The sequence below is a fragment of the Amycolatopsis kentuckyensis genome, from assembly GCF_002155975.1.
GTDB classification, from domain to species: Bacteria; Actinomycetota; Actinomycetes; order Mycobacteriales; family Pseudonocardiaceae; genus Amycolatopsis; species Amycolatopsis kentuckyensis.
This window is the reverse complement of the sequence record NZ_MUMI01000270.1, coordinates 1-26,294: the sequence shown is the minus strand read 5'-3', so window position 1 is coordinate 26,294 and position 26,294 is coordinate 1. Positions and strand designations below refer to the sequence as shown.

The 26,294-nt window shown below is 72.9% G+C and carries 26 protein-coding genes; 16 read left to right on the top strand and 10 right to left on the bottom strand.

Annotated features, from left to right (window positions below; all coding sequences use genetic code 11):
- Positions 1–7 precede the first annotated feature (7 nt).
- From CCN39_RS25750 to CCN39_RS25740, 3 genes are read right to left on the bottom strand one after another with little or no spacing between them, the layout of a single operon-like run.
- Positions 8–493, bottom strand: a complete 486-nt coding sequence (locus CCN39_RS25750) for a GNAT family N-acetyltransferase (protein ID WP_167455176.1) — start codon at positions 491–493, stop codon at positions 8–10.
- Positions 490–1,182 (bottom strand): hypothetical protein, encoded by a 693-nt coding sequence (locus tag CCN39_RS25745; RefSeq protein ID WP_086846135.1) that lies wholly within the window; start codon positions 1,180–1,182, stop codon positions 490–492. Before CCN39_RS25745 ends, CCN39_RS25750 begins: the two co-directional genes overlap by 4 nt.
- Before the next feature lie 56 nt (positions 1,183–1,238).
- Positions 1,239–2,129 (bottom strand): AurF N-oxygenase family protein, encoded by an 891-nt coding sequence (locus CCN39_RS25740; RefSeq protein WP_086846133.1) that lies wholly within the window; start codon positions 2,127–2,129, stop codon positions 1,239–1,241.
- A gap of 88 nt (positions 2,130–2,217) precedes the next feature.
- Between CCN39_RS25740 and CCN39_RS25735 the strand changes: the two genes are divergently transcribed.
- The gene (locus CCN39_RS25735; protein ID WP_086846132.1) at positions 2,218–2,865 is read left to right on the top strand and encodes a TetR/AcrR family transcriptional regulator; all 648 of its coding nucleotides are present in this window, start codon (positions 2,218–2,220) and stop codon (positions 2,863–2,865) included.
- On the opposite strand, the gene CCN39_RS25730 is transcribed toward CCN39_RS25735, so the two are convergent.
- The gene (locus CCN39_RS25730) at positions 2,862–3,887 is read right to left on the bottom strand and encodes a DNA polymerase IV (RefSeq protein WP_086846131.1); all 1,026 of its coding nucleotides are present in this window, start codon (positions 3,885–3,887) and stop codon (positions 2,862–2,864) included. The genes CCN39_RS25735 and CCN39_RS25730 overlap by 4 nt on opposite strands.
- 22 nt (positions 3,888–3,909) lie before the next feature.
- A complete protein-coding gene (locus CCN39_RS25725) occupies positions 3,910–4,173 on the bottom strand; it encodes a DUF3040 domain-containing protein (RefSeq protein ID WP_086846129.1) in 264 nt (87 codons plus the stop codon).
- A gap of 255 nt (positions 4,174–4,428) precedes the next feature.
- On the opposite strand from CCN39_RS25725, the gene CCN39_RS25720 reads away from it, so the two are divergent.
- A complete protein-coding gene (locus CCN39_RS25720) occupies positions 4,429–5,490 on the top strand; it encodes a cobalamin-independent methionine synthase II family protein (RefSeq protein WP_086846127.1) in 1,062 nt (353 codons plus the stop codon).
- Positions 5,491–5,517: 27 nt separating this feature from the next.
- On the opposite strand, the gene CCN39_RS25715 is transcribed toward CCN39_RS25720, so the two are convergent.
- Positions 5,518–6,150: a LysE family translocator gene (locus CCN39_RS25715; protein ID WP_086846126.1), complete on the bottom strand. Its 633-nt coding sequence runs from the start codon at positions 6,148–6,150 to the stop codon at positions 5,518–5,520.
- A gap of 99 nt (positions 6,151–6,249) precedes the next feature.
- Here CCN39_RS25715 and CCN39_RS25710 point away from each other — a divergent pair, with 99 nt between their 5' ends.
- Positions 6,250–6,885 (top strand): GTP cyclohydrolase II, encoded by a 636-nt coding sequence (locus CCN39_RS25710; RefSeq protein WP_086846124.1) that lies wholly within the window; start codon positions 6,250–6,252, stop codon positions 6,883–6,885.
- Positions 6,886–6,899: 14 nt separating this feature from the next.
- On the opposite strand, the gene CCN39_RS25705 is transcribed toward CCN39_RS25710, so the two are convergent.
- Positions 6,900–7,430: a MarR family winged helix-turn-helix transcriptional regulator gene (locus CCN39_RS25705; RefSeq protein WP_086846122.1), complete on the bottom strand. Its 531-nt coding sequence runs from the start codon at positions 7,428–7,430 to the stop codon at positions 6,900–6,902.
- 94 nt (positions 7,431–7,524) lie between these two features.
- Between CCN39_RS25705 and CCN39_RS25700 the strand changes: the two genes are divergently transcribed.
- Positions 7,525–8,487 carry an MBL fold metallo-hydrolase gene (locus CCN39_RS25700; protein WP_086846120.1) on the top strand — a complete coding sequence of 321 codons (963 nt, stop codon included), beginning with the start codon at positions 7,525–7,527 and terminating at the stop codon, positions 8,485–8,487.
- Entirely contained in the window at positions 8,484–9,974 is a 1,491-nt protein-coding gene (locus CCN39_RS25695) for an FAD-dependent monooxygenase (protein ID WP_086846118.1), read from the top strand. The genes CCN39_RS25700 and CCN39_RS25695 overlap by 4 nt, the downstream gene beginning before the upstream one ends.
- Positions 9,975–9,992: 18 nt before the next feature.
- Here CCN39_RS25695 and CCN39_RS25690 read toward each other — a convergent pair whose 3' ends face one another.
- The 3 genes from CCN39_RS25690 to CCN39_RS25680 form a co-directional block, all read right to left on the bottom strand.
- Positions 9,993–10,994 carry a LacI family DNA-binding transcriptional regulator gene (locus CCN39_RS25690; RefSeq protein ID WP_086846116.1) on the bottom strand — a complete coding sequence of 334 codons (1,002 nt, stop codon included), beginning with the start codon at positions 10,992–10,994 and terminating at the stop codon, positions 9,993–9,995.
- Positions 10,995–11,076: 82 nt separating this feature from the next.
- On the bottom strand, positions 11,077–14,103 hold the full coding sequence (locus tag CCN39_RS25685) for a discoidin domain-containing protein (RefSeq protein ID WP_086846114.1): 3,027 nt from the start codon (positions 14,101–14,103) through the stop codon (positions 11,077–11,079).
- A 123-nt stretch (positions 14,104–14,226) separates the two neighbouring features.
- Positions 14,227–14,811 (bottom strand): dihydrofolate reductase family protein, encoded by a 585-nt coding sequence (locus tag CCN39_RS25680; RefSeq protein WP_086846151.1) that lies wholly within the window; start codon positions 14,809–14,811, stop codon positions 14,227–14,229.
- Between the two features lie 92 nt (positions 14,812–14,903).
- On the opposite strand from CCN39_RS25680, the gene CCN39_RS25675 reads away from it, so the two are divergent.
- The 11 genes from CCN39_RS25675 to CCN39_RS25625 all read left to right on the top strand — a co-directional run.
- A complete protein-coding gene (locus CCN39_RS25675; RefSeq protein WP_086846112.1) occupies positions 14,904–15,659 on the top strand; it encodes a sulfite exporter TauE/SafE family protein in 756 nt (251 codons plus the stop codon).
- Positions 15,660–15,689: 30 nt separating this feature from the next.
- Entirely contained in the window at positions 15,690–17,954 is a 2,265-nt protein-coding gene (locus tag CCN39_RS25670) for a xanthine dehydrogenase family protein molybdopterin-binding subunit (protein ID WP_086846111.1), read from the top strand.
- The gene (locus CCN39_RS25665; RefSeq protein ID WP_086846110.1) at positions 17,951–18,421 is read left to right on the top strand and encodes a (2Fe-2S)-binding protein; all 471 of its coding nucleotides are present in this window, start codon (positions 17,951–17,953) and stop codon (positions 18,419–18,421) included. The genes CCN39_RS25670 and CCN39_RS25665 overlap by 4 nt, the downstream gene beginning before the upstream one ends.
- Positions 18,418–19,224 carry an FAD binding domain-containing protein gene (locus tag CCN39_RS25660; protein WP_086846108.1) on the top strand — a complete coding sequence of 269 codons (807 nt, stop codon included), beginning with the start codon at positions 18,418–18,420 and terminating at the stop codon, positions 19,222–19,224. The genes CCN39_RS25665 and CCN39_RS25660 overlap by 4 nt, the downstream gene beginning before the upstream one ends.
- A gap of 160 nt (positions 19,225–19,384) precedes the next feature.
- Entirely contained in the window at positions 19,385–19,996 is a 612-nt protein-coding gene (locus tag CCN39_RS25655; protein WP_341867712.1) for a flavin reductase family protein, read from the top strand.
- A 126-nt stretch (positions 19,997–20,122) separates the two neighbouring features.
- The gene (locus tag CCN39_RS25650) at positions 20,123–21,352 is read left to right on the top strand and encodes an HNH endonuclease signature motif containing protein (protein ID WP_086846107.1); all 1,230 of its coding nucleotides are present in this window, start codon (positions 20,123–20,125) and stop codon (positions 21,350–21,352) included.
- 801 nt (positions 21,353–22,153) lie between these two features.
- Positions 22,154–22,996 (top strand): ESX secretion-associated protein EspG, encoded by an 843-nt coding sequence (locus CCN39_RS25645; RefSeq protein ID WP_086846105.1) that lies wholly within the window; start codon positions 22,154–22,156, stop codon positions 22,994–22,996.
- Positions 22,997–23,007: 11 nt separating this feature from the next.
- Positions 23,008–23,478: a hypothetical protein gene (locus CCN39_RS25640; RefSeq protein WP_086846103.1), complete on the top strand. Its 471-nt coding sequence runs from the start codon at positions 23,008–23,010 to the stop codon at positions 23,476–23,478.
- 8 nt (positions 23,479–23,486) lie between these two features.
- Positions 23,487–25,445, top strand: a complete 1,959-nt coding sequence (locus CCN39_RS25635) for a hypothetical protein (protein ID WP_086846101.1) — start codon at positions 23,487–23,489, stop codon at positions 25,443–25,445.
- A gap of 4 nt (positions 25,446–25,449) precedes the next feature.
- Positions 25,450–25,794, top strand: a complete 345-nt coding sequence (locus CCN39_RS25630) for a type VII secretion target (protein ID WP_086846099.1) — start codon at positions 25,450–25,452, stop codon at positions 25,792–25,794.
- Positions 25,791–26,294, top strand: a 504-nt coding sequence (locus tag CCN39_RS25625; RefSeq protein WP_143264140.1) for a YbaB/EbfC family nucleoid-associated protein, incomplete at its 3' end; no start/stop codon positions are given. The genes CCN39_RS25630 and CCN39_RS25625, both read left to right, overlap by 4 nt.

Sequence of the window (26,294 nt, the reverse complement as noted above, 5' to 3'; positions counted from 1 at the left end):
GAGGCTGTCAAGCGAGCGGACGGGCCATGAGAACGTCGTCGACGTCCGTCCCGTCGAGGTGGAATTCGCCCCGCAGCACGCCTTCCACGACGAACCCGCAGCGCTCGTAGACCCGCCGCGCGCCGGTGTTGGGCCCGAGCACGCGCAGCGTCACCTTGCGGGCGCCCCGGTGGCGAGCCTCGGCCACGGCGGCCTCGACGAGCTGCCGGGCGATGCCGAGCCGCTGCCGGTCCGGGTCGACGGCGAGGCCGTCGATCACCACCACGTGCCGGTGGGCGGGGATGCCGAACCCCTCGCCGAGGCGCACGTACCCGGCGACCACGCCGTCGTGCTCGGCGACGAGGACGTCCTCGGGCCGCGTGCCGTCGTCGAAGAACGGCGTTCCCGGAGGAGGCGCCGGCGCGGGGGAGACGTCCGGGGTCCAGGTGCGCTCGTCGATCTTCGCGAGCGCGGCTTCGTCCTCGGCGCGGGCGAGGCGGGTGGTGATCGTCACGAGAGCACCCGCCAGGCCTCTTCGACGATCCCGGCGAGCTCGCGCGGGTCCCGGTTGCCCTCGGCGCTCAGGCTCCGCACCGTGACGGTCAGGTCCGGGCCGGTGCGCTGGCAGTTCGTGACGAAGGACCGGTCCGGGTCCGGCGTCGAGCCCGCCGCCGCGGGATCGTGGTGCACCAGGCACTGCACGGCGCCGGCGCGCACGAGTTCCGTGCCCGGGGCGGCCAGGCCGAGCGCCTCGGCGTCCTCGTAGGGCGCGACGAGTTCGGGGGAGGGCGCCCGGACGGCGACGAGCTGGAAGCTGCGCTCCAGCCGGTCGTCCTGGTACTGCTGGGCGATCGCGCCGGCCCCGCCGTAGGCCGCGGACACGCGGGTGCCGGTTTCCCGGTCGGTCTTGTCGATGCGGGTGACCATGGCCTCGCTCTTGGCCTTGTCGAACTTCGCGAGCGCGTCCTGGGCCCGGCTCAGCCCGCCGAGGCCGGCCGGGGCCGTCAGCGGGCGGCCGCTGGGGCCGCCGAGCAGGCTCAGGGCCAGCCACGGCACGCCGACCAGCACCGCGCCGAGGAGGAAGCCGATCAGGCCGGTCACGGCCGGCCGGGCGAGGAGCGAGCGGCGGCGCGGTGCGGGTGTGCGGGCCTGCTGCCCGAGGGCGGGTTCGAGCGGGAAGTCCCGCGGCGGGTCGGTGGTCACCAGGGAATCCTGGCCGACTCCGGCCGCCGGCGCGAAGCAAATTCCGCGGCCGGCCCTCAAAGGAGGTGCGCGCGCCGCCAGATGCCTTCCGAGCGGCCGCCGATCAGGCCCGCCTCCCGCAGGAACGGCACGATCTTCTCGGCCATCCAGCGGCGCGTTTCGTGGAAGTGCGGGTTCGCCAGCGCCGCGGCGCGGCCTTCGCGCGGGTCGATCCCGACGCTGCGGTAGATCCGCGGGTCGACCATGCTGTCGATCACGCCGAACGCCACCAGCGCGGTCCGCACCCGGTGCCGCCGCAGCGCCGCCTTGGACAACTTCGGCGTCTCGCGCAGCACCTCCTCCTTGGCGAACCGGACGTGCCGGGCCTCCTCGACCACGTGGATGCGGTTGACCGAGCGGATCAGCGGCTGGATGCCGTCGTCGTCCATCATCGACCGCTGGAGCCGGTCGGTGGTCTCCTCGGCGACCAGCACGCTGGCGAACATCGACGGCCCGGCGGCGGTCGCGCCGAAGACCTTCGCGGCGCGGTGGACCACCTTCGGGACGCCGTAGCGCGGGACGCCGAGCCGCTGCGCGGTGCGGGCGAACATCACGGAGTGCCGTGTCTCGTCGCCGATTTCGGTCATCGCGTACTGCGCGTGCTCGGTGCGCGCGTCGAGGTCGAAGACGTAGCGGGCGAGCAGCTGCATCAGGACGATCTCGAACCAGAGGCCGACGCTCATGATGCTGGCGATCTCGTGCTTGGACAGCTCGATCCGCTGCTCGGGGGTCAGTTTCGCCCAGAGGTCCGTGCCGTAGAGGGAGACCCGCTCGAGCGGCATGTACGCCTTGCCCTCGGCGAGCGGCGCGGCCCAGTCGACGTCGACGTACGGGTCGTAGGAGTTCTTCGCGGAGCTCTTGAGCAGGCGAGCCGCGGTGACGTCCCGGTCCTGGGCCTCGACGCCCATGGCGGCCTCCGAAAAGTAGGGGGTACGCGGTGTACTAGCTACTTCGAGTAGCGTACACCGCCCGGCTGGCCCTGAGTAGGCTTCCGCCGTGACCAAGGTCGACGGACGGGCGACGCGCTGGGCGGGCCAGCAGGAACGACGGCGCGCGGAGTTCGTCGACGCCGCGCTGGCCGCCATCGCCGAGCACGGCCCGGAGGTCTCGACCGAGCAGATCGCCGAGCGCGCCGGCGTCGCCCGCACCCGCCTGTACCGGCACTTCTCCGACGCGGCGGACCTCCGCCGGGCGATCGCCCGGCGCGCGGCCGAACTGGTGACGGCCGACCTGGCGCCGCTCTGGCACCCCGAGGGCTCGCCGAACGAGATGATCTCCACGGTGATCTCGACGCACCTGCGCTGGCTGACCGAGCACGCCCACCTGCACCGCTACCTGGCCAGCGGCGTCCCGGACGGCCCCGACGTCCGCGGCGCGATCGCCCGCCACCTCAGCGGCCTGTTCACGGGCTACCTGACGGCGTTCGGCCTGGATCCCGCCCCGGCGGACACGATCGCGTTCGGCCTGGTCGGCTACGTCGAATCGGCGACGACCCGCTGGCTCGACCACCCGGGCACGCTCACCCTGCCCCAGCTGACCGCCCAGCTCACGGGCACGATCTGGGCGATGCTGGACCACACGCTGCGGGCAGGCGGGGTGGAACTCGACCCGGACCGGCCGTTGCCGCTGCCGGAGGGGCTCTAGTCCTCGCGCGGGAACTCGGCCCGCACGCCCAGCAGCCGCACCGGGCGGGTCAGCTCGAACATCCCCAGTACCTCCCGCGCCGCGCGGTCGAGCTCGGCGGCGTCCGACGTCGGTTCCGGGAGGGTGATGCTGTGCGTGTGGGTCAGGAACGGCACGAACCGCACCTTGACCGCCACCCGCGCCGCCGGGCGGCCTTCTTCCGAGACGTCCTGGGCGACGCGCTTCGCCAGCGCCGAGACCTCCGCCGCCATCTGTGCCGGGTCCGTCAGGTCGTGCTGGAACGTCGTCTCGCGGCTGCGGGAGCGGGCCACCCACGGGGTCGCGCTCACCTCGGCATCGCTGATGCCGCCGCCGAGCAGGCGCAGCCACGGGCCGGTCTTCGGGCCGAACCGGGCCGCCAGCTCCGCCGGGTCCGCCCCCGCGAGGTCGAGGACCGTGTGGATGCCCAGCGAGGCGAGCTTCTTCGCCGTCTTGCCGCCGATGCCCCACAGCGCGTCCGTCGGGCGGGCGGCCATCACCTCCCACCAGTTCTCGTGCGTCAGCCGGTAGATCCCGCCCGGCTTGCCGAACCCGGTGGCGAGCTTGGCCCGCAGCTTGTTGTCGCCGATCCCGACCGCGCACGACAGGCCCGTCTCGCGCGCCACCGCCTCCTTGATCGCGACGGCCAGCGCCTCGGGGTCGGCCGTCTCCGCGCCGACGAAGGCCTCGTCCCAGCCGAGCACTTCGACCACCACCGGCAGCTCCCGCACCGCGGCCATCACCCGCGCCGACACCTCGAGGTAGGCGTCCGGGTCGCTGGGCAGGAAGACGGCGTCCGGGCAGCGCCGGGCCGCGATCCGCAGCGGCATGCCGGACTGGACGCCGAACTCGCGAGCTTCGTACGACGCCGTCGCGACGACCGCGCGTTCGGTGGGGTCGCCGTTGCCGCCGACCACGACGGGCTTCCCGCGCAGCTCCGGGTGGCGGGCGACCTCGACCGCGGCGATGAACTGGTCGAGGTCGACGTGCAGGACCCACTTCACCGGCCCAGTCTGCCTCAGATCGTCAGAGGCGGTGCCTCGCCACGTGGGTCCAGACGGTGCCGGTGAGGGCGAGGATCCCGCACAGGGTCACGCCCGGGTCGGGCAGCACCAGGCCCAGGACCAGGAGTGTCACGGCGGTGATGTCGAAGACGATCAGGAGGGCGCTGCGGAGCGCGCGCGACTTCGGGCGCCGGCCGTCGCGCAGCGCGGCAGCCAGGTCGGGGTCGCTGAGCTCGAGACTGCGCTCGATCTTCTCGAGCTCGGTGCGATCGTGGTGACTGAGCATCGGGGCACTCCTTCGGCGCCGAACCCGCCGTATCGCCGTAGCGAATACCCAATCGTCCTCCTCGCGAACCGCCGAACGCCTTCTGATTTCGTGCTTTTCTCTGGTCCGACCGGGTGATCCGCGCTCCGTGACCGGCCTTCGCCACGTTAAGTTGCTGCGTGAACGTGGCCGGTCACGGCCGGACGGCTGGGGGGCGGCCACGTCCTGCTGTCGCGTCCGTGCCTGGTCAGGGCCTTCAAGCAAGCGGAGGATTCCATGACCTTGCCCACCGAACCGATCGGCAGCATCCCGCGTCCCGCCTACCTCGTCGAAGGCCTCGGCGAGTTCGCGGCCGGGCGGATCGACGCCGCCGCGCTCGCCGAGCTGGAGAGCCGGGCGCTGGCCGACACCATCCGCCGGTTCGAGGAAACCGGCTCACCGGTGCTCTCCGACGGCGAACAGGGCAAGCCGAGCTTCGCGACCTACCCGCTGGCCGGCCTCGAAGCGCTGGCGCCGGACGGTGTCGTCATCCCGTTCGCCGACGGGCACACGCGGCAGCTTCCGCGGCTGACCGCGGGCCCCTTCCGCTACGCGACCCACGCGGACTCGTACCTCACACGCGCGAAAACGCTTACCGACCGGCCCGTCAAGCAGGCGGTGATCGCCGCGTCCGCGCTCTCGCTGATCTACCCGGCCGACGGCATCGAGGGGTACTCGCAGGAGCAGTTCGTCGCCGACCTGGTGAACGAGGCCGAGGCGGACATCCGCGGCAGCCTCGAAGCGGGCGCGGACAGCGTGCAGATCGACTTCACCGAGGGACGGCTGTCGCTGAAGCTCGACCCGTCCGGCGGGCTGCTGCGGCAGTTCGTCGAGCTCAACAACGCCGTCCTCGACCGGTTCACCGCCGAGGAGCGCGCGAAGATCGGCGTCCACACCTGCCCGGGTGGCGACCAGGACTCCGTGCACAGCCTCGACGTCGACTACGCGGGCCTGCTGCCGGCGTTGTTCGACCTCAAGGCCGGCCGCTTCTTCGTCCAGCTGGCCAGCGAAGCGGACCCGGAGCGCGCGTTGCGGGTGATCGCCGACAACCTCAAGGCCGACCAGCGGGTCTTCGTGGGCGTGACCGACCCGATCGACCCGCGCGTGGAGACGGCGGAAGCGGTCCGCGACCGGGTGCTCACCGCGGCGAAGCACCTGCCGGCCGAGCGCCTCGGCACCTGCGACGACTGCGGGTTCTCGCCGTTCGCCGACGACACGTCGACCTCGCGCGACATCGCGTTCGCGAAGATCGCGGCCCGGGTCGAGGGCACGCGGCTGGCGGCCGAGAAACTCGGCTGAGCGGACGGCGTGAGCCCCGTCCCGGGCTCACGCCGTCTCGGCGGCGACCTTCAGCCCCAAGGCGACGAGCACGGTGCCCAGGACGGCGTCGAGGCCCCGGCGGACGCGGCCGGCGCTGAAGAACCGCTTCAGCGCCCCGACGACGACGGCGAGGGTGACGAACCACAGGACCGTGCCGGCGGTGGCGATCGCGGCCAGTTCGAGCGTCTGCAGGGTGGAGCCGTCGGCGGGCAGGAACTGGGGGAGCAGGGCCAGGAAGTAGACGGCGACCTTGGGGTTGAGCAGATTCGTCACCAGGCCCTGGCGGAAGGCGGCCCCGGCCTTGAGCTGCCGGGTCCCGGTGGTCTCCGCGAGATCCCGGTACTCGCCGCGCCGCACGGCCAGCCACGCCTTGACGCCGAGGAAGACGAGGTAGCCTGCCCCGGCCAGCTTGACGACGGTGAAGGCGACGGCCGACGCGGTGAGCACGGCGGCGACCCCCAGGGCGATGGCGACCACCCAGGCGAAGACGCCGAGCGCGATCCCGGTCCCGGCGGCGATCCCGGCCCGCCGCCCGCCGGTGAGAGCCGAGCGCGTCACGACGACGAAGTCGGGCCCGGGCGACATCGCCCCGAGCACGACGACCAGCAGGAACGAGGCGGCGGTGGCACCGGGGATCATGGGCCGAGGATACGACCCGGCCGCCACCGGTTTTTCGGGAACCGGCCTCGGGGAAACGGCCCGGATGTTCGAATTTGAACCTCGTGTAGGGTCGATCTTGTGGGTGACACCAGGGGCGAGGACAAGCCGGCCGAGGTGCGGACGCGGGTGCGGATCCCGCTGCGGCTCGACGGCGGCGTCGCGGTCGATGCCGAAGCCGTGACCTTCCGGGGTCTGGCCGACGACGGTGAGCACCTGGCGTTCGTCCTGGGTACGCCCGGCGAGGTGCCGCTGGTGCGGCCGCACTCGGAATGCCTGACCGGCGACGTCTTCGGGTCGGCGCGCTGCGACTGCGGCCCGCAGCTGGCCGAGGCGGTCGCGCGGATCTCCGAGACCGGCGGGTACCTGCTGTACCTGCGCCAGGAGGGTCGTGGGATCGGGCTGTACAACAAGCTCGACGCGTACGCCCTGCAGGACGGCGGCCTCGACACCTACGCCGCGAACGCCGCGCTCGGCCTGCCCGAAGACGCCCGCGACTACACGGTCGCGGCCCAGATGCTGGGCGCGCTCGGGGTGGACCGCGTCGACCTGCTGTCGAACAACCCGGACAAGGCGGCCCAGCTGCGTGCGGCCGGCATCGCGGTGCGCGACCGGGTGCCGACGGGCGTGTTCGCGACCGAGAACAACGTCCGGTACCTGCGGGCGAAGGCCGAGCAGACCGGGCACACGCTGAGCCTGCCGGGCCTGGCCAGCTGATCCACGCGGGCCGGTCAGGCCAGGCGCTGCGCCGCCGCGGCGGCCGGGCCGGTGGTCAGTTTCTCCAGGAGCCCGATCAGCACCGCGCGCTCCTCCGGGGTCAGTGACGCCACCCAGGCCTGCTCCCGCTTGTTGTGCTCCTGGTAGGCGTCGGTCACCGCCGTGTGGCCAGCCCCGGTCAGCGCCAGTTCGACCGCCCGGCGGTCGTGGGCGACCTGGGTGCGGGTCACCAGGCCGTCCCGCTCCAGGGTCTTGACCAGCGCCGACACCGCCGCGCGGCTCATCCCGGCGAGGCGGGCCACGTGGCGGGACTCCAGCGGGCCCGCCAGCCACAGCACGAACAGCACCCGGAACCCGCCCCAGCTCCAGCCGCGGGGGCGGTGGACGGTCGACTCCCAGTCGTAGACCAGCGCGCCGGCCAGGCGGTGCAGCGTCAGGCCGAGGCGCATCGCCACCGGGTCGGTCGCGGGCAGCTCGGCCTGCGTCTTGCCGATCGCGTAGTCGACGAACGAGAGGTAGTCGAGGTCGGCCGGTCGGTCCGTCATGCGGCCAGGTTAGGCGAAACGGGGTTCCGCGCGGCGGTCCGGCGGGCTAGCCTGGCCGGATAGTCAATCCTTTGACGATCAAGGAGCGCTCGCCGTGACGAAGAAAGCCTTCGCCTCTTCGGCCGACCTGGCGGAGAAAGCGCAAACCCTGGAGGTCCTGGCGGACGGCGTCTACGCGCTGACCGCCGAAGGCGACCCGAACATCGGCGCGATCGAGGGCGAGGACTTCCTCGTCTGCTTCGAAGCGCTGGCCACGCCCGTCGCGGCCGGGGAGTGGCTCGCGAAGCTGCGGGAGCACACCGACAAGCCGGTGCGGTACCTGGTGCTGAGCCACTACCACGCCGTGCGCGTGCTGGGCGCGTCCGCCTTCGACGCCGACGTGATCGTCGCGCACGAGAACACCCGCGCCCTGGTCGCCGAGCGCGGCAAGGAGGACTGGGCGAGCGAGTTCGGCCGGATGCCGCGGCTGGCGAAGGGCGCGGACTCGGTGCCCGGGCTCACCTGGCCGACCCTCACCTTCTCCGACCGGCTCACCATCGACCTCGGCGGCGAGCGCGGTGATCTCGTCCTGCAGTACTGCGGACGGGGCCACACCGAAGGCGACATCGTCGCCTGGCTGCCCCGGCAGCGGATCCTCTACGCCGGCGACCTCGTCGAAGCCGAAGCCGCGCTGTACACCGGCGACGCGTTCCACCGCGACTGGGCTTCGTCCACTTTGGACCGGGTGGCCGCGTTCGGGGCCGAGACGCTGATCGGCGGCCGCGGCGGGGTGAGCCGCGGCCGCGACGCGGTCGGCGCCGCCATCGCGCAGACCCGGCACTTCCTGACCACGATGCTCCGTGAGGTCGGCGCGGTCCGCGACGCCGGCGGCACGCTCAAGGAGGCCTTCGAACGCACGCACGCGGCGTTGGACGACCAGTACGGCCACTGGCCGATCTTCGAGCACTGCCTGCCCTTCGACGTCTCGCGGCTGTGGGACGAGCTGTCCGGGATCGAGCGGCCGGTCGTGTGGACCGCCGAACGCGACCGCGAAGTCTGGGACCAGCTCCAAGGATGACGGTCGCGGTCCTCGGCAGCGGCCCGGTCGGCCAGACGGCCGCGCTGCTGCTCGCGCGCCGGGGCGTGCCGGTCGTGCTCGTCGACGAGCACCAGGTGCGCGACCCCGTGGGGTCCAAGGCCATCTGCCACCAGCGGGACACCTTGGACGTCTGGGCGTCGCTCGGCGCGGGCCGCCTCGCCGAGGAAGGGCTCACCTGGACGACGGCGCGGACGTTCCACCGGGACCGCGAGCTGTTCTCGCTGACGCTGCCGGACGCGGGCTCCGCGCTCCCGCCGTTCGTGAACCTGTCCCAGGCCCGCGTCGAAGAGGTCCTGGACGAGCTGATCGCCCGGCAGCCGCTGATCGACGTCCGCCGCGGCCACCGCGTCACCGGCCTGGCCCAGCCGGGCTGCGTCGTGCTCGAGTGCGAGACGGACGACGGGCCGCGCCGGATCGAGGCCGACTACGCGATCGCCTGCACCGGGGCCCGCGGCGACGCGGTGCGCCGGGCCCTCGGGCAGCGCCTCGGCGGGGTCTCCTTCCGGGACCTCTTCCTGATCTGCGACATCCGCGCCGACCTGCCGGGCTGGGCGGCCGAACGGCGGTTCTTCTTCGACCCGCCGTGGAACCCGGGCCGCCAGGTGCTGATCCACCCGTGCCCGGGCGGGCAGTTCCGCATCGACTGGCAGGTCCCCGAGGACTACGACCTCGCGGCCGAAGAGACGGGCGGTGCCCTCGGCGACCGGATCCGGGCGATCGTCGGCGACCGGCCGTACGAGGTGGTCTGGCGCTCGGTGTACCGCTTCCACACGCGGCTCGTCGACCGGATGCGCGCCGGCCGGGTGCTGCTGGCCGGGGACTGCGCGCACCTCGTCGCGCCGTTCGGGGCGCGCGGCCTCAACTCCGGCGTGGCCGACGCGGAGAACGCCGCCTGGAAGCTGGCCGCCGTCCTGCGCGGCGACGCGGGGGAGGAGCTGCTGGAGAGCTACCACACCGAGCGGCACGCGGCGGCGGTGGAGAACGCGGCCGTCACCACGGCCACGATGGATTTCCTGGTCCCCCGGGACGACGGCCAGCGCCGTCGCCGGCTCGACGTCCTCACCCGGGCGGCGCACGACCCGGCCGCCTGCGCCCAGGTCGATTCGGGCCGGCTGGCCGAACCGTTCTGGTACGTCGAATCGCCGCTGACCACCCCCGATCCGGAGCGGCCGTTCGCCGGACGGCCGCCGCGGGGCGCGCTGCCGCCGCCGGGGCCGGGCGTGCTGCTCCCGGACGTGACCGTCGCGAGTGGACGGTTGCGCGACCTGGCCCGGCAGGGGTTCCTCGTGCTGACGACCCCGGGGGTGCGGGTTCCCGGGTTTCGCTCGGTGGCGATCCCGGCGGGCGGGGCGCTGGGCGCGCGTCCGGGCGAAGCCTGGCTGGTCCGTCCGGACGCGTACGTCGCCGCGGTGCTGCGTGACCCGGCGGACGTCGGCCGGGCCGCGAAGCGCGCCACCGGTGGCTGACCGGCCACAATGGACGGTCTACGGCACCCGGGTCGACTCGCGGACCACCAGCGCCGTCGGGACGATCAGCGGGGCGTCCGGGGACGGCGCGCCGGCCAGCCGGTCGAGCAGCAGCCCGGCCGCCGCCTCGCCCATCTGCCGCAGCGGCTGGCGGATCGTGGTCAGCGGCGGCTGGGTGTGCGCGGCCAGGGGGATGTCGTCGAAGCCGATCACGGCGACGTCCTCCGGCACCGCGCGGCCCGACTTGCGCAGCCCCGCCAGCACGCCCGCCGCCGTGAGGTCGTTGTGCGCGAAGACCGCGTCGAACTCCGGGCCCGTCCCGAGCAGCTGGAGGATCGCCGCCTCGCCGCTTTCGCTCGTGAAGTCGCCTTCGATGATCAGGCGCGAGTCGAGGGTCAGGCCGGCGTCGAGGACAGCCTCGTTGAAGCCGTTGAGGCGGTCGGCGGTGCAGCCGAAGTCGCGGGGCCCGGTGACCGTGGCGAGCCGGGTCCGGCCGGTGTCGAGCAGGTGGCGGGCCGCCGTCGCGCCGCCCTGCCGGTTGTCCGTGCCCACCGACGGGAACGCCGGACGGCGGCCGCGGTCGTCGATCACCACCACCGGCAGCCCGGAATCGTGCAGCACGCGCAGGTGCCGCACCGCGTCCGGCGGTTCCACCAGCAGGAGGCCGTCGAACGCCTTCGCCGACACCTGGCGCGAGAACTCGCCGAGGGAGTCGGCGCCGCGGTTGGCGGTGGACAGCAGCAGGCCGTAGCCCTTCGACTCCACGACGTCGGCGACGCCCTGCAGCACCTCGCCCATCCACGGCCAGGTCAGCCCCGGCACCAGCATCCCGACCGTGCGCGTGACCCCGCGGGCCAGCCCGACGGCGCCGGCGCTGGGGATGTACCCGGTCGCGGCGATCACTTCGCGGACCCGGATCGCGGTCGCCGCGTCCACGTCGGCCTTGTTGTTGAGCACCCGCGACACGGTCGTCTTGCTCACCTGCGCGCGGCGGGCGACCTCGGCGATCGTGACGCGCATCCGTCCTCCCGATCGGGCGGTGGAAAGCTCCGTGGTGACAAGGTACTCGCCCGCGGGCCCGCCGCGTGGTGTCCGAGATCGATCAAGTGCGGACGGACAACCGCGTGAGGCTCGCGTCGCCGGGCTTCCACCGCGTCCGGACCGCCACGTACCGGGCCGGCCCGGTGCGCGTCGTCGCGTACGTGACGCCGTCGAGGCTGGTTTCGACGGCCGTGCCGGGCACGGGCCCGCGAGTCCAGGCCAGTTCGACCGCGGAAACCTCCGCCACCGCCCCGAGATCGACGACCATGCGGCCGTCCGGGCCCGGTCGCCACGCCGTCGCCGGATCGTCGTCGACGGCCGCGGCCGGGCTGGACATGCCCGGGGGCAGGGGGTCGGCGGGGAAGGTGATCCGGCCGAGGGCCCGGTCGGCCAGCGGGTAGGGCCGGAGTCCGGCGAACACGACCGGCACGGTCCGCCGCGGCGGCAGCACCACCGACCGTGCGCGACCGCCGTCCAGTGTCACGGTGACGAGCACGGGCAGCACCCCGGCCGGCGCGGTGAGCTCCACCCGGCTCGCGTCGCGGACGACCGCCTTCAGCCCGGCCGGACCCCGCACGGTGAACCGGGGCGGTTCGATGCGGCCTTCCGCCGGAGCCAGCGCGTAGGAGAGTTCCGTGCCGGTCCGGGTGAGGATCTGCTCGCCGCGGTACAGCCGGGTTTGCCCCGGGAGGACCGCCGTGCCGTGCACCGCGGTGCCGGAGAGGTTGAGCAGCACCAGGAAGCCGTCGGTGACGCTCGCCTGCACCGCGGGCGCGCCGGTGGTGACGCGTCCGGACGGCCGCGCGCCGACCGGCTGGGGGTACAGCTCGGCGAGCCACGGCGCGGCCGGGCCGTCCGAGAGCGTGACGCGGTCGCCGGCGACCGTGATCGGATTCGGCCCGGAGACGACGATCCCGGCGCGGCCGTCGACGTCCAGCCGGCCGCCGGTGCTGCGCAGGGCGGGGACCGGGTAGGTCGCCACCGGCGTCCAGGTCAGGCCGTCGGGCGAGGTTTCGATCCGGTACTTCCGCCCGGCGGCCGCCTCCCAGCTCAGCCGCACGCGGTCGAAGGCCGACGGCGCGCCGAGGTCGACGGCGAGCCGGCTGTCCGCCCGCGGCCGGTCCGATGTGGACACGGCCCACCTCGTCGCCGGGTCGCCGTCGATGGCGTACTTCGCCTCCCTGCCGGGCGCCGCCGACGAAGCCGACGCGGTCCCGGTTCGCGCGAGGTCCGGTCCGGCACCATCGCGGACCTCGAACGCCCAGAGCGAGTAGCCGTACTGGGGGTCCGGCTCGACGCCGAGCATGCGGACGTGCCGGGCGGTGACCGGGGCGAAGGTCAGCTCGTCGGTCCGGGCGCCGGTGGGTGCGGCCGCCGCCGGCACCGTCACGGTCCCTTCGGCCGCGGTGTAGCTGCGGTCGCCGTCGAGGCCGGGCACACCGGGCATCGCGAGGTTGTGGACGTTCAGCACGCCTTCGCCCGCGGCGACGCCGCTGCTGGCGTAGACGGCGGCGCCGGTGGGCAAGGTGGCCAGTGCGGCGTACCCGCTGTCGAAGCGCAGGACGCCGACCGTGCCGTCGAAGCCGTCGCGGACCTTCGTGCAGGTCGTGGCGTACCGTTCCCGCACCGCGAAGTTCGTGGCGGGCAGCAGCATCGGGTTGGCGCCGCCGAGCACGAACAGCCAGTCGTCGTGGTGCGGCTGCCAGGCGAACTTGACGAAGCCGGGCTTGCTGACCGTGCCCGCCCAGGCAGCGGGGGAGCGGTGGGCCAGCAGGCCCGGGCCCGGGCCGAAGTCGGCGACCCCGGCGGCGTGGGCACCGAACTCGCGCTCGCTCACCGGGACGACCGGGCCGCCGTGCGCGGCGCGCCACTCGTGCAGCAGGTAGCTGATGGCGAGTTCGGCGCGGGCCTCCGGCTCGTACTTCGGTTCGCCGGAGAACTTCGTGATCCGGTCGGCGGGCGCGTAGGCCTGGTAGGGCTCGAGGCGGGCGGCGAGGTCGGCCTCGGCGCGGGCGGCGTGGCGGTCGCCGAGCACCTGGGCGCGGAAGGCCAGCGGGATGACGTCGCGGCCGTAGAGGTGCTCGCGGTCGGCGACCATCGGCATCAGCGGCTCGCCGGCGTCGCTGGTCATCAGCAGCATCGTGCGCCAGAGCAGTTCGCCGTTCGGCTGCGCGGTGAGCACCTCGGGCAGCGGCGTGCCGGCGGCGAGGAAGTGCATCGCGTTGCGGCCGGAGGTGCGCCAGAGCTCCTCCTGGTAGTGCGGGCCGAACGAGCCGTGGTTCTCGACGAGGAAGGTGTCGTAAAGGTTCGTGGCGGTGTTCGCGCTGATCGGACGGCCGTCGACGAGCCGCGGGTTGGCCAGGTCGGCGGCGGGCAGGCCGGCTTCGTTGCGGCTCCAGGCGCCGAAGGCGGCCCGCCACTCGCCGGCCCGCGGGTCGGTGGGTGCCCACGCGAGCGCGGGCGCGAGGGACTGGGCGTAGACGCCCATCTCTTCGAGCTTGGTGTCGCCGACGTGGCCGCCGCGCAGGCCGTTGGGTGTCCAGCTGCCGGAGTCCGGGTCGTCGCCGGTGCCGAGCGCGGTCGTGTAGGCCGCCTGCCCGGCGGTGATGCGCTCGACGTGCTGTCTGGTCGGGTCGTCCAGGTCCGTCCACAAGAGACGGGCGGCGAGCACGAAGTACGACTGGAAGGTCGTGTCGAAGAACAGCTTCCGGCCCCATTCGGTCCCGCCGGCCAGCCGGTTCGACGCGGCGAAGCGCCGGATCGTGGCGAGGGTGTGCGTGCGGAGGGTCTCCCGGTCGACGCCGGCGATCGTGGCGTCGTAGCCGCCACGGGTGAGCAGCACGGCGTTGCCGAGCACGACGGCGAAGGTGAAGTCCCGGGCCGGGTAGGTGCCGGCGACCGGGTCGAACTGCTGCTCGGCCCAGCGCGTGTGCCGCAGCAGGACGCGCAGGTAGGTCGCGGCGACCGGATCGGGCGGTACGCCACCTGCGGCCCGGGCGAGGCCGGGGAGCAGTCCCGAAGCCAGTGCGGCCGCCGCTCCGCCCGCGCCCAGCAGGCGGAGCGCCTGCCGCCGGTCCAGCTCGCCCATGCCCGGCCTCCGCTCGCTGACAACCTTGTCAGCGCGGATTCTGGGACGCCGCCGTCGCGCCCGGCAAGCCTGCCCCCGGATCCCGTCCGGTTTCGGACAACCCGGAGCCGTTCGTATAACGCCCTATACCCGCCGCTCGTAGTGGGCGATCAGCACCCCCTTGGTCGTCGGGACACAGCCGGTGAGGTCGAACTCCGTGAGCGGGCCGTCGCCGAAGAGCCGGGCGCCGGTGCCGAGCGTCAGCGGGTGGATCAGGAGCGTGTACCGGTCGACCAGGCCGGCGGCGTGCAGGTCCCGCACCAGCGAGGCGCTGCCGATGACCGACAGGTCCCGCCCGGGCCGCGCCTTCAGGTCGGTGACGGTGGCGACGGCGTCGCCCCGCAGCAGGACCGAGTTCTCCCAGGCGTCGGCGTCCTCGAGGGTGGCCGAGGCGACGTACTTGGTGGCGGCGTTCAGGTGCGTGGTGAACGGGTTGCCGTCGGTGCGCCGGCTCCAGGCGGTGGTGAAGTCCTGCCAGGTGCGGCGGCCGAACAGCATGTCGCCGGGCCGGCTCATGCCCTCGCCCATCTCCCGGGCCATGACCTCGTCCTGGTAGCGGGTGCCCCATCCGCCGTGGGCGAAGCCGCCGCGGGTGTCCTCGTCGGGACGGCCGAGGCCCTGCACGACGCCGTCGAGGGTGACGCTCATGGTGACGGTGATGGAACGCATCGAGGGGTCCTTCCGCTTGAGGTCGGTGTCACGTCTCATACGAACGGCGGCGGCCCGGATCGACAGCCACGGCAGCGTGGTGGGATGACAACGTGATCAACGACCCGTGGGTGCTGCTCCTGCTCGTGCTGGCCGGCGTCGGCGCCGGCCTGACCGGGGCGACCGCCGGGCTCGCGTCCCTGGTGTCCTACCCCGCGCTGCTCGCCGCCGGGTTGCCGCCGGTGACCGCCAACGTCACCAACACCGTCGCCATGCTCGGCACGACCGTGGGCGCCGCGGCCGGCGCCCGCCCCGAACTGGCCGGGCAGCGCCACCGGCTCGTGCCGCTGTGCGCCATCACCACCGTCGGCGGCGCGTGCGGCGGCCTGATCCTGCTGCTGACGCCGTCCGCCGCGTTCACCGTCATCGTGCCGTGGCTGATCGGCGGGGCGTCGCTGGTGCTGATGGCCGGGCCGCGGCTGCGCCGGCTGGCCGAAGGCGCCGAACACCACGGCCTCAGCCCGGCGACCGGCGTGCTCGCCTTCCTGATCGGCATCTACGGCGGCTACTTCGGCGCCGCCGCCGGCGTGCTCATGCTCGCGCTGCTGGTCACCGTCTGGAGCCAGCCGCTCGCCCGGACCAACGCGGCGAAGAACCTGATCACCGGCTCGGCGAACCTGCTCGCCGCGATCGTCTTCTCGGTCACCGGCAAAGTGGTCTGGCCGGCCGCGCTCGCCGTCTGCCTCGGCTCGCTCGGCGGCTCCTGGCTGGGATCCACGCTCGTGCGCCGGTTGCCGGCCACGCCGCTGCGCATCGGGATCGGAATCGGCGGACTGGGCCTGGCGATCGTCCTGGGCCTGAGGGCATGATCGGCGGGGAATCGGCGAGCAGGAGACCAGATGAGCATTGTCGGGACCAGGGTGGTCCGCCGGGAAGACCGGGATCTGATCACCGCGGGCGGCACGTACGTGGACGATCTGCGGGCGGAAGCGCTTTCCGGGGCCGCGCACGCGGTCTTCGTGCGAAGTCCGATCGCGCACGCGCGGATCGGTGGCATCGACGTGAGCGCGGCGAAGGAGGCGCCGGGCGTGCTCGGCGTGTTCACCGCCGCGGACCTCGGGCTCGCCCCGCACCCGTCGGGGCCGGTGCCGGAACCGTGGCTGGCCGGTGAGGTGGTGCGCTACGTCGGCGAACCGGTCGCGCTCGTCGTCACCGAAGAGCGCTACCAGCTGGCCGACGCGGCCGAGCTGGTCGACGTCGACTACGAGCCGCTGGAAGCCGTCGTGTCGATCGACGCGGCCCTGGCGGGGGAGACGCTGCTCTTCCCCGAGCACGGCAGCAACATCGTGCAGGCCAAGGGCGCCGCGGAATTCGACGACGCGATCTTCGAGGACTGCGAAGTCGTCGTCACCGAGACCATCCTCAACCAGCGTGTCGCGCCGGCACCGCTCGAAGTGCGCGGCGCGTCCTGCGTGTGGGGCGAGGACGGCCGGCTGACGGCCTGGCTGTCCACGCAGAACGCCCAGATAGCCCGCAGCCAGCTGGCCGGGAGCCTCGGCGTCGGCGAAGAGTCGGTGCGGGTGATCGCGCCGGACGTCGGCGGCGGCTTCGGCGCGAAGATCGGCGCGGACCCCGAAGCGACCGTGCTCGGCTGGGCCGCGAAGCAGCTCGGGCGGGGCGTGCGCTGGGTCGAGTCGCGCAGCGAGAACCTCACGGCCATGACGCACGGCCGCGCGCAGCGGAACACCGTGACCATCGGCGGGAAACGCGACGGCACGGTGCTGGCGTACCGCCTCGACGTCGTCCAGGACGCCGGCGCGTACCCGCGGATGCTGCTGCTGCCGACGCTGACCGAGCTGATGGCCATCGGCGTCTACCGGTTCCCCAAGGTCGAGACGCGCAGCCGTGCGGTCGTCACCACCACCACGCCGATCGGGGCCTACCGCGGCGCGGGCCGCCCGGAGGCCACCGCGGCCGTCGAACGGGCGATGGACCGCTTCGCCGCCGAAATCGGGCTGGACCCGGCCGAAGTCCGCCGGGTCAACTTCATCCGGCCGGACGAGTTCCCGTACCAGTCGCCGACCGGGGCATCCTACGACACCGGCGAGTACGCGGCGGCGCTGGACAAGGCCCTGGACGCCGCCGGGTACGCGGAGCTGCGGGCCGAGCAGCAGCGGCGGCGGGCGGCGGGTGACCCGGTCGAACTGGGCCTGGGCATCGCGGCCTACGTCGAGATCACCGGCGGCGACGGCGGCGGCGAGAGCGGCCGCGTCGACATCCACCCGGACGGCTCGGTCGTCGCGTGGACCGGCAGTTCACCGCACGGGCAGGGGCTCGGCACGTCGCTGGCGATGCTGCTGTCCGACCAGCTCGGCGTCCCCCTCGACAAGATCACCGTCCGGCACGGCGACACCGACGAGGTGCCCAAGGCGATCGGCACGTTCGGCTCCCGGTCGCTGCAGCTGGGCGGCTCGGCGATCCGGCAGGCGGCCGAGGAGGTGATCGCGCAGGCCCGCGAGCTGGCGGCCGACCTGCTGGAGGCGGCGCCGGACGACCTCGAACTGGACGCCGAGCGCGGCGTCTGGCAGGTCCGCGGCGCGCCGTCGAGCACCGTGCTCAGCTGGGCGCAGGTCGCCGAGACGGCCGGCGAGGGCAAGCTTTCGGCCGACGTCTGGTTCGGCGGCGGCGCGCCGACGTTCCCGTTCGGCGCGCACCTGGCCGTCGTCGAGGTCGACACCGAGACCGGCAAGGTCGAGCTGCGCCGGATCATCGCCGTCGACGACGCCGGCCCGATCGTCAACCCGCTCACCTTCCGCGGCCAGCGCCACGGCGGGCTCGGGCAGGGTGCGGCGCAGGCCCTGATGGAGGTCGTGACCTACGACGGCGACGGCAACCCGACGACCGCGACCCTGGCGGACTACTCGTTCGTCACCGCCGCCGAGCTGCCGGACTTCGAGCTGGTCGACATGGCCACCCCGACCGACCGGAACCTGCTGGGCGTCAAGGGGATCGGCGAAGCGGCCACGATCGGTTCGACGCCGGCGGTGCACAACGCCGTGATCGACGCGCTCGCCGCGCGGGGTGTCAAGCACCTGGACATGCCCACGACCCCGATCCGGGTCTGGGCCGCACTGGAAGAAGCTCGGAAGGGAAGCGCGGAGTGAAGGTCTCGATCGAGGTCAACGGGCGGTCGCTGACCGAGGAGGTGCCGGACCGGACGCTCCTGGTGCACTTCCTGCGCGACACCGCCGGCCTGACCGCCACGAACGTCGGCTGCGACACGACGTCCTGCGGCGCCTGCACGGTGCTGCTCGACGGCGAGTCGGTCAAGTCCTGCACGGTGCTGGCCGCGCAGGCCGACGGCCACGCCGTCACGACGGTCGAAGGACTGTCCTCTTCGGACGGCTCGCTGCACCCGGTGCAGAAGGCGTTCCAGGAGCAGCACGGCCTGCAGTGCGGGTTCTGCACCCCGGGGATGATCATGGCGTCGGTGTCGTTGCTGGCCGACCACCCGAAGCCGACCCGCGACGAGGTCCGGGCCGGGCTCGAGGGCAACCTCTGCCGCTGCACGGGGTACCACAACATCGTCAGCGCCGTGATCGACGCGTCGGGGCAGGAGGTGGACCGGTGATCCCCGCTTCCTTCCAGTACCTACGCGCGTCCACAGTGGACGAGGCGCTGGCGCTGCTGGCCTCGCACGGCGACGACGTGAAGGTCCTGGCGGGCGGGCATTCCCTGCTGCCGCTGATGAAGCTGCGCCTGGCGGCACCGGAGTACCTGGTGGACATCGGCCCGCTCGACGAGCTGCGCTACGTCCGCCTGGAGGGCGACGAGGTCGCCATCGGCGCGTTGTCCCGCTACAGCGCGCTGGTGCAGGACCCGGTGCTGCTGGAGCACGCGCCCCTGCTGGCACACGTGTCCGGAGAGGTGGGCGACCGCCAGGTCCGCCACCGCGGCACGATCGGCGGCTCCCTGGTCCACGCGGACGCGGCGGCCGACCTCCCGGCGGCGGTGCTGGCCTCGGACGCGGTCCTGGTGGCCCGCGGGCCGGCGGGGGAGCGCCGCATTCCGGCGGCGGAGTTCTTCCTGGGCCCGTTCACGACACCGCTGGAGCCGACGGAGCTGCTCACGGAGATCCGCATCCCGGCCCAGACGGGCCAGGGCTGGGGGTTCCAGAAGTTCACCCGCCGCGCGATCGACTGGGCGATGGTCGGGGTGACGGTGGCCGGCGACCGCGTCGGCCTGGTGAACATGGGCGGAGTCCCGCTGCGGGCCACGGCCACGGAGGAGGCGCTGGCGGCGGGGGCGTCGATCGAGGAGGCGGCGGAGCTGGCGGCTTCGGGGACGAACCCGCCGGACGAGCCCCACGCGACGGCGGAGTACCGCCGCCACCTGGCCCGAGTCCTGACGCGGAGGGCGCTGGCTTCTCGTTGAGTTCGCGTCGGGGGCGGCACCTGCTCGCGGGTGCCGCCCCCGGTGATCGCGATGGCCGATTCCCGCCAGCGGCCCGTCCCCTGTGGACGGCAGGATCGGTGGGGTGAAGATCGAGGAGCACACGGCCATCGAGCCCGGGATCCTGTATTTCGGTACTCCGGTGGTGTTGATTTCCAGTACCAACGAGGACGGTTCGGTCAACCTGGCGCCGATGTCGTCGGCGTTCTGGCTCGGGTGGCGGGCGGTGCTCGGGCTCGGGGTCCGTTCGCAAACCGCGCAGAACCTGCTGCGCACGCGGGAGGGCGTGCTGAACCTCCCGTCGTCGTCGATGGCACCGGCGGTCGACCGGCTGGCCCTGACGACCGGCTCGGATCCCGTGCCGTCGGGGAAGCGCGAGCGGGGCTATTTCCACGTGGCCGACAAGTTCGCACGGGCCGGGTTGACGGCGGTGGCGTCTTCGACGGTCGCGCCGCCTCGGGTAGCCGAGTGCCCGGTGGCGATGGAGGTCGTCGTCGAGGAGGTGCACCCGGTGGGATCCGACGGGGGAGTGGTCGCGTTCGAGGTTCGGGTGCAGCGGGTTTTCGTGCACGAGTCGATTCGGATGGCCGGCAGTGAGGACCGCATCGATCCTGATGCCTGGCGGCCCCTGATCATGAGTTTCCAGAAGTTCTACGGGTTGGGGCCGCAGGTTCATCCGTCTACATTGGCCCGGATCCCTGAGCGGCTCTACCGGGGGCCGGATATCGAGCGGGCTCGGCGGGTTGCTCTTTAAGGGTGCGGCTTTGGTGTGGTGTGGGGATCGGTGCTCTGCTGTTGGTGGCTTTGCTTTGGTTGCCCTGTTTTGGGGTGTACCCGTTCGAGTGATGAACTTGTGTTCGATGCTCGGTAATCTTGATCTATGTCCGACAACGCGAGCTCTTCCCCCGAGGCGGTGGCCTTCGCCGACCGCATCGGTGAGTTGCTGGCGTGTATGCGGTCTGCCGAAGCCGAACTCGGTGCCCTGCTGGTGGAGATCGAGCAGCGTGGGGTGATGGAACTCTTCGGCTACCGCTCCGCTGCTCGTCTTTTGGAGCACCTCGGCGGTGTTCCGAAGCCGGTCGCCGAACGTCTTGTGAAGCGTGCCCGCGTGCTGAACCCCGGCCGGAACCTCGACGGCACCCCGATCCCGGCTCTTGCGCCCGCCACCGGAGCCGCTGCTCTGGCCGGGCGGTTGAGCAACCCGATGATCGATGCGATCACGGGTGTTCTCGCCGAGGTTCCGCCCGAGCATCGCGACAGCGCCGAAGCCGACCTGCTGGCCTTCGCCGCTGAGGCCGGGCACAGGCAGGTCGCGGTCCTCGGGGCCCGGATCCTCGCCCACCTGAACCCGGATGGGGCGGAACCCGCCGACACTGCCCCGGTGGCCCCCTCTCGGGAGTTGTTCCTCCGCCGCCGAAGATCCGGCAACTGGGAGTTGAACGCCCGATTCGATGACGAGACCGGCACCCGCGCCAGCGCCCTGCTGGATGCCCTGGCCGAACGCCGCAGCAGCGACGAGGGCCCGGACCACCGCACCCAGTCCCAGCGGTATGGCGATGCTTTCTCCGACGCGATCGACCTGGCCCTGAATTCTCCGGAGCTGCCGATGCAGGCTGGGGAGCGGGCCCACGTCATGGTCGCGGTCTCCCTCACCGACCTCCAGTCCGGCATCGGGACAGCGACCCTCGGCGACACCGGCACCATGTCGGCCGCCGAAGCGCGGGTGCACGCTTGCGACGCGATGATCATCCCCGCCGTCCTCGGCGACAAGAGCGAGCCGCTCAACCTGGGTCGGCTGCGCCGCTTGATCTCCGCCGGGCTCCGCCGCGCCCTGTTCCTGCGGGACCGGGGCTGCGCGTTCCCCGGCTGCCACCGCCCACCCCGCCACTGCCAGGGCCACCACATCCGCCACTGGGCGGACGGCGGCCGCACCGACCTGAGCAACCTGGTGCTGATGTGCGCCCACCACCACCGGCTGCTGCACCGCTCGGGCTGGGAAGTCCGCATCGCCCCGGACGGTCTGCCGGAGTTCCTGCCACCGGTGTTCATCGACCGGCGCCGAAAACCCCGGCGCAACAACCTCCACGAACCACTGCCCTTCGCAGCCTGAACACGGGACAGGCCCGCAGCCACACGGCTACGGGCCCACACCCACGCCACTATGTCGACGGAACCACACCACCCAAGTCCACCAACGCCCGCTTCTTGTCCCTACCGGCAGAACCGGGGCACCCGTGTCACCGACGAACCCGGCAGCTCAGCTGCCCGCCCCTGGCGACCGACACTGCGCGCCTGGCAACAGGCGACCCGCGCCGTGCGCCCGGCGGCTCGATCGTTCGCTCGGCAGGGCCACCTGCACCGCACGCCGGGCGGGGCCGATCGTTTGCCCGGTAACCGGCGACCCGCGCCCCATGGCAGGGAACCCATAGTTTGTCCCGTAATCGTGGGTTCGAGCCCTGCCTGCCCTTTTACCCGGCAGCCAGCGACCCGCGCCGACACCCGGCAGCCCCTTCTGCCCAGCCGAAGCACACCCGCCCCAAAATTCCGCTGCACAAGCCACCATCGGCGCAGCTCAAGCTCCCGGCGAGCGGAAGTCGCCCCGCAACCGGCCGCAGCTTTCGCCGCGGCCACGCCTCCAGGCGTCCGGGGCGAAACCCGCAGCAAGAGGGCGCCATCCCGCCCCGTCCGAACACCAGCTCGGCATCTCGATCCGCGCAGCCTCCCAGGCCCGGCCCAATCCCCGAACGACCACGACCACTCCATCGGGTGATACCCCTTTGCCCGCCCGGTCCAGGGGATCGTGGTCTTTCGGGCATCCGGGTGGCGGTGCCGACCCCCGCCCCTGGCGCACTGCTAATGTTCATCAGAGAACTTGCTTGAAGGTTTGACGAAAAGGATCCGGCGAGGGGAAATGGCGGAGCGGTTCGAGTTCGTCCTCGAGGTCTTCGAAGCACTCGTCGTCGGGCGGGCTACCGGGGGCGATGTTCGGCGGTATCCGCTGCGGGCCGGGAACCTGCCCTCGGATCCCGTGCGGTTCGTGCACGTTGCGCGGCAGGTCTACGACTCGCTCGAGGAACGGCGGCTCTCCGTCTCCGGTGAGCTGCACCCCGGCGTGCGGACCGCCTTCGAACTGCTCGCCGAGCCGCGGATCTCGGTTGCCGTCAGCGGGATCGATGGGCTGGGGGCCGATGTGGCCGTTCTCGTGGTCAGCGATGGTGCTCAAGCGCTCGGGATCACCCAAGCTCCGGACACCGATGAACTGCTGTTCTCGCTGTTCGCCGATGAGGACCTCGTCGAGGTCGTCACCGGGGTGCTGCCGCCGGCTCCCGCCGCCAGCACCGGGCGGCACACCGTGCACCGGGCCGCCGGGCGGGAGGTTTCCGCCATGACCGCGAAGCGGATCGCCGACGCCGAGTTCGACGAAGAAGAGACCGATGCCTTCGGGATGATCGAGGTCAAGGCCGTCGTGCGGCCCGGGCGGCGGCCTCCGGCTCCGAAACCCTCCGATGTCGCCGTGCTCGAACGGGTGCTGGCCGAACCTCGGCTGGGTGGAGGGCACATTGCCGTCAGTGCTCAGGGGCGGCGGGGCGAACGGCTCGCCGGCGAGCCGCTGAGCTGGCTCGACACCGCCGATGGCCGGTACCTCGTGCACACCCGGACCGGCGAGGCCGGGGAACTCACCGCGGACTACGTGCCCGCCGGGCGGGCCGACCTCGCGCGCGCCATCCGTGACGCGATCGCGGCTGTCTACTGATCGGGGGACTGATGACGACCGAAGAGACCGCTGCGGCGGCGCAGGCCATCCAGGCCACCATGCAGCTGCAGAACGCGGCGACCCCCGAGGCGAAGACGATGGCCGCGGTGCGCGTCGGCCTCGCCGGGGCGCAGCTGAAGCGGCTGGCCCAGAGCGGTGGCTTCGCCATCGACGACACCACCGGCAACCAGCTGATCGAAGCGCTCGAAGGCGTGCTCGAGTCGCTCGAGCAGCGCTGGGCGAACCTGCAGCGGCTGCACGACGCGCCGGCGATGAGCCGGACCGCCACCGGGCAGTGGGTGTCCGCGCACATGGTCAGCACCGCCGCCGACGAGCACGGCCTGGTCACCCAGCTGCAGGCCGCGCGGCAGGAGTTCCCGACCTACATCGAAGCCATCAAGCTGGCCAAGAAGAACTACAAGTCCCGGGAAGAGACCACGCGCACGACGCTGACCTCGCTCCCGGCCGCCGACCAGAGCTGAGGGAGACCGTGGCACCCACCGCCGAGTCCGTCTCGGACCCGTCGTCGCCGGACTACGACCCGCGCAGTCCGCTCTACGACGTGACCGCCGATTCGTCGTCGAAGTACTACGTCGGGCCGCTGACCACGGACAAGTCGCCCTCGGGTGACCAGATCCGCGAGATGGCCACCAGGCAGGTCGACGACGAGATCCGGCGCGGCTGGCTCGGCCCGGTCGTCGACCCGGTGCTGCGCGACAAGAAGATCCAGGAGCTCTACCAGCAGCACCTCAACGACGCCAAGCACGGCCTCGACGAGGGCCTCACGATCCGTGAGAACGGCGGGGCCCCGCGCACGCTGTGGAACAACGCCAGCCACGAACAGATGAACGAGGCCATCACGCAGGACGCCAACCCGGCGACCGTCGCGGAAACCTCGGAAGAGTGGGTGCGGGTCGGCAACGACCTCGGCACCCACCAGAAGGCGCTGGCCGACGCGATCAACGCGAGCACCAGCAACTGGCAGGGCGGCGCCGGTGACGCCGTCCGCGAACACCTCGCCGGCGTCGGGAAGTGGCTCGGCGCGACCGCGCAGGGCGCGACGCTCGCCGGCCGCCAGCAGGAGATCCACTCCCAGGCGCTCAACGAGACCCAGCGGCAGATGGCCGCGAACCCGCCGGTCCAGTTCGACCTGCAGTCGACCAACCAGCGCCTGATGTCGATGACCGACCCGGTGCAGTACGCGGCGGCCGCGGGCGAGGCCATGCAGACCTACCGGGCGCAGCAGGCCGCGCGGGACCACGCCGCGCAGATCATGACGCAGTACGACGAGACCATCGGCGGCGCCGTCGCCACCCCGCGGTTCCCGGCCCCGCCGAAGCTGCCCACGGCGACGGCGACCAGGCAGAACGTCGTCGCGCGGAGCGGCTCCGGGGCGGGTGGCGGTGCCGCGCAACCGCTGATGGCGCGCACGGCGATGGACGGCCTGACCCCGCAGACCCCGGTCGACGCCAACGCCGCGGCTTTCGGCGCGGGCGGTGCCGGCGCGGGCATCCCCGGCGACGGGTCGGGCAGCGGCGGCTCCGGTTTCTCCGGCAGCGGCATCCCGGGCGACGGCAGCGGCTCCGGCAGTGGCATCCCGGGCTCCGGCAGTGGCTTCTCCGGCAGTGGCATCCCGGGGAGTGGCTCCGGCTTCTCGGGCAGTGGCATCCCCGGCGGTGGTGCGGGTGGTGCGGGCTTCACGCCGCCGAACTTCGACGTCCCCGACACGCCCGCCGGTGGCAACTTCAGCGGGGCCGGCATCCCCGGCTCGTCGCTGCCGCACTTCGACGACTCGACGACGTCGTCCGGCTTCACGCCGTCCGGCATCCCGGGCGGCGGGGGCACCGGCGGCAGCGGGTTCACCCCGCCGTCGATCCCGAACATCCCGGACGTCTCCGGCGGCGGGACCGTCCGCGGCGGCAGCCCGATCCCCGGCTTCACCCCGCCCGGCATCGACCCGATCACCGGGCTGCCCACCGGCACCGGCGGGCTCAACACCCCCGGCGGCGCGAAGCTGCCGACCATCGGCCGCGGCGGCGGGATCAACGGCGAAAGCATCGCCAGCCGGCTCGGCGGCCTGAACGGCGGCGGCGGTGGCGGTGGCGGCTCCCTCGGCGGGATCGGCGGCTCCGGCACCGGTGGGGCCGGCGCCGGCGGTGCGGGCCTGCGCGGCGCGGGCAACCTCAGCGGTGGTGCCGCGTCCGGCGCGGCCGCGGAAGCCGAAGCGGCGGCCGCGCGCAACGCGATGTCGGGCCGCGGTGCGGCGGGTGCCGCAGGCTCCCCGGGCATGGGCGGCATGGGGGCCGGCGCCCGCGGTGGCAAGAAGGAAGACGACAAGGAACACAAGGCAGCCGACTACCTCGAAAGCGATGATCCGAACTTCTTCGCGGGCGAGCAGGCGGTCGCGCCGCCGGTGATCGGCGACTGGAAGAACCAGGATTGGAAGTGACGGCATGACGGCCCCCGGGTTCGAGGTCGAACCGGACGACCTGGTCGCGCACGCGAGTCACGTCGAGAGCCTGGTGGACCGGCTCACCACGGCGAGCTCCGCGGCGGACACGGCGATGTCCGACCACGCCTACGGGCTGCTGTGCGCCTTCCTCCCGCCGATCATCCGGCCGACGAACGAGCAGGCCAAGGACGCGCTGACCGCGTCCGCGGAAGGGGTGCGCGGGCTGGCGGACAACGTCACGTCGGCCGCGAAGACCTACCGGGAAGGCGAAGAAGGCAACGCGCAGCCGTTCGAGCGTCAGCTCGCGGCTTCGTCGCGCACGGAGGAAGCGAAGGTGCGCTCATGACCGGCCCCAACGGGCTCGGGGACCTGATGCGGGACCCCGACGAGACGATCCGCCGGATGGACGACTGGGCGGCCGGGTTCGCGGCGAAGGCGCAGCGGTACCAGGCGGCGCAGGAGCAGACCGAACGGCTGCGGCTGACCGCGACCAGCGCCGACGGCGCGGTCAGCGTGACCGTCGGCGCCGACGGCACGGTCACCGACCTGACGTTCTCGAACAAGGTCAAGTCGTTCCCCCTCGAAGAGCTGTCGCGGCAGATCCTGACGACGATGCGCCGGGCGCAGTCGGGCATCGCCGACCGCGTCGCGGGCGTGATGGCCGAGCAGCTCGGCGACGAGGACCGCGAAACCCGCGGCGCGCTGCTCGACAACCTGCGCGGCCGGTTCCCCGACCCGGACGAACCGGATGAGCAGCCGCCGGCCCCGCCCGCGCCGGTGCCGCCGGCCCCGGCGGGTGGTGCGGCGGCTCCGCCCGCCCCCGGCACCCCGCAGTCGCCGCGGCGG